Genomic DNA, 8815 nt, shown 5'->3' with positions numbered 1-8815 from the left:
GAACAGGAGGGCGGCCGTGATGCGCGGCTCGACCACTGCCAGTCGGATGCCGATGGCGATCACCCCTCCCGAGTACCCGACCGGACCGCCGATTTCGGGCAGCGACAGCAGGGCGTCCAGGGTGGCCCGCCATTCCGGGGAGCTCGATGGTGGCTGCGGCGAAGCCCTCCGCTGCGGCGTGCCGGGCTCGGGCCACCAGTCGGGGGTACATCATGTTCAGTCCGCCGGGGTGGCCGGCCAGGATCAGTGGTGCCGGTGTGGTCCCGGATGCGGATCTGGGCGTCCACAGGATTCCGGGGGATCTCACCGAGGGTGAATGCGCGTTCGAGGACGTCGTCGGCGAGGCGCTGTTCGGAAGTGAAGTGCATGGTGTGCCTTTCGGAGTGCTCGTGATCGGCGCTCCCGGACGACCTGTGGTCACCGGGTTCCGCCAACAGGTTTACGTGGAGGCCGTCGGACCGGATGCGCAGGGTCGCTGATCCGGTACGGACCACGCTTCCGCGGGCGGCGACTCCTCGGGTGGATGTGCGGGAGTTGTTCATCGGGAGCATCTTTCGTGCATTCCTGCTAATCTTGCTGTGATACGTGCCTCAATTGATTGGCATCATCCATCATATTCGCCTCGAGGAGAAGCTGTGGCGCACGGTCGTTACAAGGTTCGGGAGATTGCCCAGCAGGCGGGCCTCAGCGAGGCGACGGTCGACCGCGTGCTTCACAACCGCCCGGGGGTGCGTGAGGGAACCCGCGCAGAAGTCGCGCAAGCGATCGCCGACCTGGACAAACAGCGTTCCCAGCTGCGGTTGGCCGGGCGAAAGTATCTCTTCGACGTCGTCATGCAGGCGCCGCCGCGATTTTCTGAAGCGTTCCGCGATGCGGTGGAGGCAGAACTGCCGTCCCTCGCCCCTGCCGTGGTCCGGACCCGGTTCCACTTCCGGGAGACCGGCTCGGTGCCTGCCATGGTCGAGACACTCGACAAGCTCGTCAAACGCCCCTCGCAAGGTGTCATTGTCAAGGCGCCCGACACCACCGAGGTCTCCGACGCCATCGACCGGCTCACCGAGGCGGGGATCCCCGTCGTCACCTACGCCACCGACGTCCCGAACAGCAGTCGGGTCGGCTACGTCGGCATCGAGAACCGGGCGGCAGGGGAGACCGCAGCCTATCTGCTCGAACAATGGCTGTCCGACAGTGCGTCCAGTGTTCTCGTCACGTTGAGTAGCAACGCGTTTCGCGGCGAAGAGGAGCGCGAGATGGGATTTCGCGGTGCCTTGCGCCGCTCGAGCGGTGTCGGGGGGAGCGGCTCTCAGCGCACACTGATCGACATCTCCGAGAGCGAGGGTCTCGACACGACGGTTGAGCGTCTCGTCCTCGACGCACTCGAACGCAACCCGGACATCGAGGCGGTCTATTCGATCGGTGGCGGCAACATGGCAACCGTGCGCGCCTTCGAGAAACTCGGCCGCCGCTACCGCGTTTTCATCGCCCACGACCTCGATCGGGACAACAAGCAGTTGCTTCGCGACAAGAAGATCTCGGCCGTCCTCGATCACGACCTGCGGTCGGACGCGAACCTGGCCTGCCGCATGCTGATTCAGGGACGTGGCGGTATGTCGGGCGTGACCACGGTGAAGTCACCGATTCGGATCACCACCCCCTACAACATGCCCTGACCGTGGTCGCCGACCGGACTCAGGCTGCGCGGCGTGTCAGGACGAGCGGATCACCGTCGGTGATCGCGATCGTGTGTTCGCTGTGGGCGGTCCGCGAGCCGTCGGCCGATCGGATGGTCCACCCGTCGGGGTCGTAGACGATCTTGTCGGTGCCGCGGGCGAACCAGGGCTCGAGTGCGAGCGTCAGGCCGGGGCGCAGCACCAGGCCCCGGCCGGCCCGCCCCTGGTTGGACACGTGCGGGTCCTCGTGCATCGTTCGACCGAGTCCGTGTCCGCCGAATTCGGTGTTGACCGGGTAGCCGTAGTCGGCGGCGACCGCGCCGATTGCTGCGGAAATGTCGCCGAGGCGCCCGCCGGGACGTGCGGCGTCGATACCGGCGGCGAGGGCGCGTTCAGTCGCCTCGATCAGCCGCTGGTCTTCCGCTCGGGGTGTGCCGACGATCAGGCTGCGCGCCGAATCGGCCACCCACCCGTCGACCGAGACCGCGATGTCCATGCTCAGAAGGTCTCCGTCGCGCAGGTCGTAATTGTGCGGCAGGCCGTGGAGCACCGCATCGTTGACGGACAGGCAGATGACGTTGCGAAACGGGCCGCGGCCGAACGACGGCGCATAATCCCAGTAGCAGGACACCGCCCCACGCTCCTCGATCAAGAGCCGGGCGCGGCGTTCGAGGTCGAGCAGATTCACTCCCACCAGAGCACGCTGTTGCAGGTCGTCGAGCAGTTCCGCGATGAACGCGCCGGTGGTGTGCATCGCCTCGATCTCCTGTGACGTCTTCAGTTCCAACACGCGCTCACCCTCCACATTTTCACCAACAATCCGGTATAGAAATACCAGGCTAGTCGAATGTTCGGTATTTTCATACCGAGTGTGGCGTATCCTTGTCGAATGGTGCGATCCCCTTTGACTCCGCAGCAGCGTGCCGCCGGCAAGCGACTCGGCGCTTACCTCCGGCAGGCGCGAGGTGACCGCAAGCCCGCCGAAGTGGCACATGCCGCGTCGATCTCACCCGAGACCCTGCGCAAGATCGAGACGGGACGCCTGGCAACTCCGGCCTTCACGACGGTCGCCGCACTCGCGGCTGTGCTGGCGGTCCCGCTGGAGGATCTCGCCCAGATCTGCCTTCCCGACCTGAACCTTCAGGAGACCGGGTAGCAAGCGAGACGCCGCCGACCACTTCGGCGGCGGCGAAGATTACTTCTTCCGCAGGTCGGCTATCGGATCGGCGGCCTCTGCCGTCGAATCCTCCCGATTCTCCGGCACGGCCGCCATCGCAGCCTCGAACCAGAGATGCGTAAAAGTCTTGTGGAACAGTGCATGGCACAGGTTGAACTCGAACCCAGACTGCCGATCTCCCGTTGTCTCAACCGATCTGGATAATCGCTCCAACCGAGGTGGAACCGAGCAGGCAAACACGATCGGACGTTGCCGTCACTCGTCCTTCGGCGAGACGAAACCGAGATGGCGGCGCATTGGTGCGGCTGCGGTCACGGCGCCGCCGAGGAGGGTGATTGCTGCGATCGCGCCGAATCCGGCGGTGAGTGTGGCGACCGCGGCGACGCCTCCGACGAGCAGCGGTCCCCCTGCGTCACCGAGTTCGCGTCCGAGTTCGGCGGCGCCCATGGTCTGTCCCATCCTTTCGGCGGGAGTCGAACCAGCCAGTGACGCAAACGCCAACGGCGTGATCAGTCCCGTCCCGGAGCCGATCGCCACTGCCGCGAGCAGTACTCCGGGCAGGCCGGGGAGCATCGCGCACCCGAGGCCGGTGGCGGTGACCAGTAGACCCAGCACGGATCCGGCGTCGGCCGAGATACGACCTGCGTCCAGTGCCCGTCCGGCACGTGGTTGCACTAGGGCGGCGCAGGCCGCGAGGACGGACACCGCGGCACCGGTCGCCACCGAGCCGAGTCCGGCGGCGGCACCGGTGACCGGCAGGAATCCCACGCCCACGGACAGCGCCGAGGTTGCGAACGCGAGTGCGAGGGTGGGCCGGCGAAACGTCCGATCCGTCAGCCGGCGCGCCAGGTCCAGGACGGTCTGCCGATTGCGCGGCAGGGGTGGCAGGACGGGCACCACACGCGCCGCCCATGCCGCGATGGTGAGCGCGAGGACGGCCATCACCGCGGACAGCAGCGTGAGGCCGCCGAGCCACACCAGCACGCCGCCCAGCAGCGGACCGACCGTGTAGCCGAGGCTCTTGCAGAAACCGTATGTTCCGAACGCGGTGCCGTGACCGGCTTTCGGGGTCATCCGTGCGACCAGTGCGCTCGCTGCCGGGGAGAACGCGGACGCGGCAGCGCCTTGCCCGAGCCGGGCCAACCACAGCCAGTTCGAGTCGCCGACTACGACGAACAGGGCGGAGGCTGCGGCGAATCCGATGAGTCCACCGAGAAGGACCGGTCGGGCACCGATCCGGTCGGCAAGTGTCCCGAACACGGGTTTGAGCACTACCTCTGCGCCGTCGTACAGCGCCAGCAGCAGACCGAGATACAGCAGGGAACCACCGCGGTCCTCGAGGTCGAATGCGAGGTTCGCCGCCACGGCATGCGCCCCGAAGGCGGTGGTGAAACCGGCTGCGTACAGCGGCCACATCCGCCACCGCACGGCTGGTGACGCGGCTCCGGTCATGGGTGTGCGCTGTCGGTGGCGTGCAGCGAGGCGATGACGCGTTCGGCGTAGTCCTCGAACAGCTGCGTGCAGTGCTGCAATCTCGCAGTCGCTTCGTCGGAATTGCAGGCGCCGAATACATCTCGTGCCTTCAGGTCGCGGTGCCAGCGACGCAGTCTTTCGAGGCTCTGTTCTTCCTCCTCCAGCTCGGCGAGGGTGAACTTGCGGATTCGTATCTCCTTGTCCAGTTCGGCCTCGTACTTTCCGCAGTCGGCGAGGAATTCGGTCCAGTCCTCTTCGCGGGCGGTGGTGAACATTGCCTCGAATCGTGCGCTGTCGTCGGCGCTGGCACCGGTGGCGTGCAGGAAGATGATCTCGCCCGCGGCGCGTTGGACCAGCTCGGTGGTGCGATCGAGGCCCGTCGTAAAGGCGGGAGCGCGCGGCACGGCCCACGTGCCCTGCCCCAGCGACAGCGCTCCGACCTTCCGCAGTTGCCGCCAGACCGCGACTCGATGTCGGGACGGTCCGGCGGGCAGGGTTACCAGTGCGATCAGCCAGCGTGCTTCGGTTCCCTCGTCCGTCACCAGGCAAATGTAACAGCGGCTACACCTGTCGACGTTCTACGCGCTACTTCTCTCGGTCGTCGATCGTGCAGCGGAGGGCGACCCGCGACGAAGTCAGCCGGCGAGAGTGTTGCTGTTCGGTCGTGTCCGCTGTGGATGAAGATGGTTCGGCCGGTCAGGTTGGTCACGGTCGTGCACAGGGTGGCGAGGGGGTCGTCGCCCGCGATACCTTCACCACCGTTCACGGGCGATTGAGCGCGGACGGTTCAGGGTAGTCGGCTCGGTAGGCCGCACGGTCAAATCCATCCGTGGGAGTCGACGATGATGTCCAGACTGCAGGTCGCGATCGCGGTGATCGTGGGATATTGGCTGGGCCGGGCCCGCCACACGACGCTTGCCGCGGCGGGTGCCGGACGCCTTGCAGGCAGCCCGCAGGAGATGGTCGACCACGCTGCGAAGCTGCTGGAGGCATCGCCCGAGTTCGCGGCCCTCGACGAATCGGTGCGCGGTCAACTCCTCGATGCTGTGAGGGGGGCGGCCGTGACCGCCGGCACCGCTCGGAGTGACGTTGACGTCGACATCGATCGCCTGCTCCCCGGCGGCACTGACGAGCCACTCCGGGCTGCCGAAGACCTGGTCGAGGAGACCGCGGACGTGGTCGACGATGTCCCCGCCGACGACGCCGTCGAACACGTCCTCGACGGCGCCGAGACCGCTGCCGATGTGGGGAAGGAACTGCTCGGCGCCGCGGGGAAGCTGAAGCGCAGGAGGTTTGCGAAGAGTAGGAAATCGCCGGCCGCAGACCCGTCCGCCGACGCTTATGACGAGGACGACGAGGACGCCGGCGACGAAGCACCGGCCGACGAAGCACCGGCCGACGATGCTCCCACTGCAGATGACGGCAGCACTGACGCACCTGCGCCGTCCACCGCCGAGGTCCGGGCGTGGGCTCGCGAACACGACTTTCCCGTCTCCGACCGCGGACGACTGCGCGACGAGGTGTGGGAGGCCTATACCGCCGCCCACCCCGAGCGCTGAGTTCGGTGGGGCTTACGCAGCCTTCGCAGGGGACCTGAAACTGCTAAGTTGAAGTTACACTCAACTTCAGAATTGGTCGCCGCTGACCGTTGACTTCCCGGTCTTGGGTTGCTTACTCTTGGCTTCAGTTGAAATTGAAGTCAACTACAACTTCTCTGGTCCGGCTCGGGTTTCACCTGGAGTGGAGTGCTCACTGTCGGTGAGTGTCGTTGTGGGACAAACAAAGTTGAGTAGTTTCGAGGGTCGCGTGGCCTTGCGGGCCGAAGTCGTGACACTCGGATCAAACGATGTGGAGGTGGACCATGGACTTGGTCCTGACCGATGAACAGTTGAGTTTCCAGCGGTTCGCGCGCGAGTTCCTGGACAAGGAAGTCGTACCCTACCGCGAGCAGTGGGACCGCGACGAGTCGGTCGACACGTCGATCATTCCCAAACTGGGGGAGATGGGATTCTTCGGGCTCACGATCCCAGAGCAGTACGGCGGTCTCGGAGGGGACTACATCACCTACTGCACCGGGATGGAGGAACTCGGGCGGGCTGATTCCGCGGTGCGGGGAATCGTCTCGGTGTCGATGGGGTTGGTGGGCAAGGTGATTCTGTCCCACGGTACCGAGGAGCAGAAGCAGCAGTGGCTGCCAGGCATCGCCACCGGTGAGGTGCTCGCCTGTTTCGGACTGACCGAACCGGACACCGGATCCGACGCGGGGAACCTGCGTACCCGCGCCACTCGAGACGGCGACGACTACGTGATCGACGGCGCCAAGATGTTCATTACGAACGGAACCTGGGCGGACCTGTGCCTGGTGTTTGCCCGCACCGGCGGTCCGGGACCCAACGGCGTCTCAGCCTTCCTCGTTCCGACCGACCTTCCTGGATTCGGGCGACGTGAGATCAAGGGAAAGCTCGGCCTTCGTGGTCAGGCCACGGCGGAACTCGCGTTCGACAATGTCCGAGTACCTCGTGACGCCATGCTCGGGGGTGAAGGCGAAGGGTTCAAGATCGCCATGCACTCGCTCGACAAGGGCAGGGTCTCCGTCGGTGCCGGCTGCGTCGGGATCATCCAAGGCTGCCTCGAATCGGTCGTGCAGTATTCGAAGGAGCGCAAACAGTTCGGACGCCAGCTTGCCTCATTCCAGATGATCCAGGACATGATCGCGAGCATCTCGGTCGACGCCGACGCCGCGCGCCTGCTCGTCTGGCGGGCAGCCGACCTTATCGAGAAGGGCAGGCCCTTCGGTATCGAGGCGTCCAAGGCGAAATACTTCGCGAGTGAAGCCGCGGTCAGGGCAGCCAACCTCGCGATCCAAGCATTCGGCGGGTACGGCTACGTCGACGAGTACCCGGTCCAGAAATACATGCGCGACGCTCGCGTCATGACCCTCTACGAAGGCACGAGCCAGATCCAGAAGCTGCTCATCGGGCGCGCCGAGACCGGCGTCAGCGCCTTCCTCTGACGGGTGGTTCGTCAGTTCGCAGGCTTCCTGCAATGCCGAATCACGGGCTCTCACAACTCGAACGACCCGACATCAACTAGGAGCAGAACGAACATGTCCGTCCGCCGATCTTCGATCGTATGGCTCGTCCTCGGCATCTTGCTGATCATGAGTGCCGTGCTGGTCCGATTCGTCGCGTTGCCGGCGCTGTCCAAGCTGCCTGCAGACTTCACCGCGAGCCAGAAATACGAGGGCAGCGTCAGCGCACTGAATCAACAGGCGTTCGCATCGAATGACCTGGCGAATCTGATCGGTCCCGAAGTCGCCGTGACCGCAGATCGTGGACTGTCCGTGGATGCAGTCGATGGTGACACGGCAATTGTCACCATCGATACAGCGATCAATCTCCCCGATGGTGCACAGCAAAAGGATGTTCACACGTTCGCCGTCGATCGTGTCGATTTCTCACCCGTGCCGTTGACCGCGCAGGAAGTGCTGGCAGTGGTACCGGCAGGGGAGCGGGCGACTTTCGAGCCACACGAGGGCATTGCCTTCAGTTTCACACCGAACCCCTCGACCGATGGCAATCAGATCTACGACACGGTGACGATGACGGGTCAGAGCGCGACCTTCGCCGGCGAGGACACCGTGGCCGGTCGCAAGGTCAAGCGATATGAGGTTGACGCCGCAGGGCCGATACAGAGCCCGACCCTGTTGGCGCAGTTCGAGCAGTTTCCCACCCAACTCCCCAAGGCGCTCGTCGTCGGATTGCTGCAGGCCGGAATCGTTCCGGAATCCTCTATCCCAGTCGTCCGAGAGGGACTGCCCTCGCTGCCGGAATTGATCACCACCGGTTACGGCAGCACGAATTCGATGAGCGTCGCCGTCGATCAGCAATTCGGAACGCCACTCGACATCGCACAGACACAGGGGCTGTACCTCACGGCGCCGATCGACGGTCAAGACGTGCCGATACTTCCGCTGTCTATCGCGAAGCTTCATACCGCACCCGCGGATGTCACCGCGGCAGCCGACGACCTTTCGAAGAATGCGACTCTCCTGTCCGCCATCGGGTTGTGGTTTCCCATAGTCGCGCTCACCGTCGGCGCCGGGTTGATCGCGCTGGCTGCGCTCCGATGGAGAAGGCAAGTGACGTCGGAGTCCTCGGACCCGGAACTCGAACCGCAGCACTAGCAGTGCTCCTGGTTCGGACAGAAAGGAATTAGTCGTGTCTGAGTTGCAGAAATCTCCCCGTTCGCCCGGAGTTGGTGTCGTTCGGGAATCGGACGACGGTGAGCGTCGGGTGGCGTTGGTGCCGAAGGTCGTGGCGTCGTTGATCGCCAAGGGCGTCGACGTGGTGGTCGAGTCGGGTGCCGGGTTGGGCGCGTTGATTCCGGACGAGTTGTACACCGGGGTGGGGGCGAAGATCGGCGACCCGTGGTCGGCGGAGGTGATCGTGAAGGTCGCGCGCCCGTCCGCAGATAAAGTGGGCCGGCTGCATGC

8 protein-coding genes and 2 pseudogenes are annotated in these 8815 nt (G+C 65.1%); 6 read left to right on the top strand and 4 right to left on the bottom strand.

Annotated elements, in window-relative coordinates:
• Nucleotides 1-368, bottom strand: a pseudogene (locus tag CA951_RS44795) (alpha/beta hydrolase); the annotation flags it as partial.
• A gap of 267 nt (nucleotides 369-635) precedes the next feature.
• Between CA951_RS44795 and CA951_RS41765 the strand changes: the two are divergent.
• Nucleotides 636-1670, top strand: a complete 1035-nt coding sequence (locus CA951_RS41765; RefSeq protein WP_087562429.1) for a LacI family DNA-binding transcriptional regulator — start codon at nucleotides 636-638, stop codon at nucleotides 1668-1670.
• Nucleotides 1671-1689: 19 nt separating this feature from the next.
• On the opposite strand, the gene map is transcribed toward CA951_RS41765, so the two are convergent.
• The gene (gene map, locus CA951_RS41760) at nucleotides 1690-2460 is read right to left on the bottom strand and encodes a type I methionyl aminopeptidase (RefSeq protein WP_087562428.1); all 771 of its coding nucleotides are present in this window, start codon (nucleotides 2458-2460) and stop codon (nucleotides 1690-1692) included.
• Nucleotides 2461-2559: 99 nt separating this feature from the next.
• Here map and CA951_RS41755 point away from each other — a divergent pair, with 99 nt between their 5' ends.
• Nucleotides 2560-2826 carry a helix-turn-helix transcriptional regulator gene (locus CA951_RS41755; RefSeq protein WP_087562427.1) on the top strand — a complete coding sequence of 89 codons (267 nt, stop codon included), beginning with the start codon at nucleotides 2560-2562 and terminating at the stop codon, nucleotides 2824-2826.
• A gap of 276 nt (nucleotides 2827-3102) precedes the next feature.
• Here the strand turns inward: CA951_RS41755 and CA951_RS41745 are convergent, their stop codons facing one another.
• Together CA951_RS41745 and CA951_RS41740 are read right to left on the bottom strand one after the other, a co-directional pair.
• Entirely contained in the window at nucleotides 3103-4299 is a 1197-nt protein-coding gene (locus CA951_RS41745) for an MFS transporter (RefSeq protein WP_256974311.1), read from the bottom strand.
• Complete coding sequence (locus tag CA951_RS41740; RefSeq protein WP_087562425.1) at nucleotides 4296-4862, bottom strand: Chromate resistance protein ChrB; 567 nt, start codon at nucleotides 4860-4862, stop codon at nucleotides 4296-4298. The genes CA951_RS41745 and CA951_RS41740 overlap by 4 nt, the downstream gene beginning before the upstream one ends.
• A 300-nt stretch (nucleotides 4863-5162) precedes the next feature.
• Between CA951_RS41740 and CA951_RS41735 the strand changes: the two genes are divergently transcribed.
• From CA951_RS41735 to CA951_RS41720, 4 genes and pseudogenes are all read left to right on the top strand, one after another.
• Entirely contained in the window at nucleotides 5163-5879 is a 717-nt protein-coding gene (locus CA951_RS41735; RefSeq protein WP_087562424.1) for a histone-like nucleoid-structuring protein Lsr2, read from the top strand.
• Nucleotides 5880-6181: 302 nt separating this feature from the next.
• On the top strand, nucleotides 6182-7333 hold the full coding sequence (locus tag CA951_RS41730; RefSeq protein ID WP_087562423.1) for an acyl-CoA dehydrogenase family protein: 1152 nt from the start codon (nucleotides 6182-6184) through the stop codon (nucleotides 7331-7333).
• Between the two features lie 93 nt (nucleotides 7334-7426).
• Nucleotides 7427-8506 (top strand): porin PorA family protein, encoded by a 1080-nt coding sequence (locus tag CA951_RS41725; protein ID WP_087562422.1) that lies wholly within the window; start codon nucleotides 7427-7429, stop codon nucleotides 8504-8506.
• Nucleotides 8507-8540: 34 nt separating this feature from the next.
• Nucleotides 8541-8815, top strand: a pseudogene (locus tag CA951_RS41720) (NAD(P)(+) transhydrogenase (Re/Si-specific) subunit alpha); the annotation flags it as partial.

Origin of the sequence: Rhodococcus sp. NCIMB 12038 (assembly GCF_002165735.1) — a bacterium.
Lineage (GTDB): Bacteria > Actinomycetota > Actinomycetes > Mycobacteriales > Mycobacteriaceae > Rhodococcus_F.
This window is presented reverse-complemented; position numbering and strand designations above follow the sequence as displayed.

Bases quoted from the DNA above. Each gene is read 5' to 3' on its own strand.
- CA951_RS41755 (WP_087562427.1), top strand. From the start codon at position 2,560: ATGGTGCGATCCCCTTTGACTCCGCAGCAGCGTGCCGCCGGCAAGCGA.
- CA951_RS41730 (WP_087562423.1), top strand. From the start codon at position 6,182: ATGGACTTGGTCCTGACCGATGAACAGTTGAGTTTCCAGCGGTTCGCG.
- CA951_RS41735 (WP_087562424.1), top strand. From the start codon at position 5,163: ATGATGTCCAGACTGCAGGTCGCGATCGCGGTGATCGTGGGATATTGG.
- CA951_RS41725 (WP_087562422.1), top strand. From the start codon at position 7,427: ATGTCCGTCCGCCGATCTTCGATCGTATGGCTCGTCCTCGGCATCTTG.
- CA951_RS41745 (WP_256974311.1), bottom strand. From the start codon at position 4,299: ATGACCGGAGCCGCGTCACCAGCCGTGCGGTGGCGGATGTGGCCGCTG.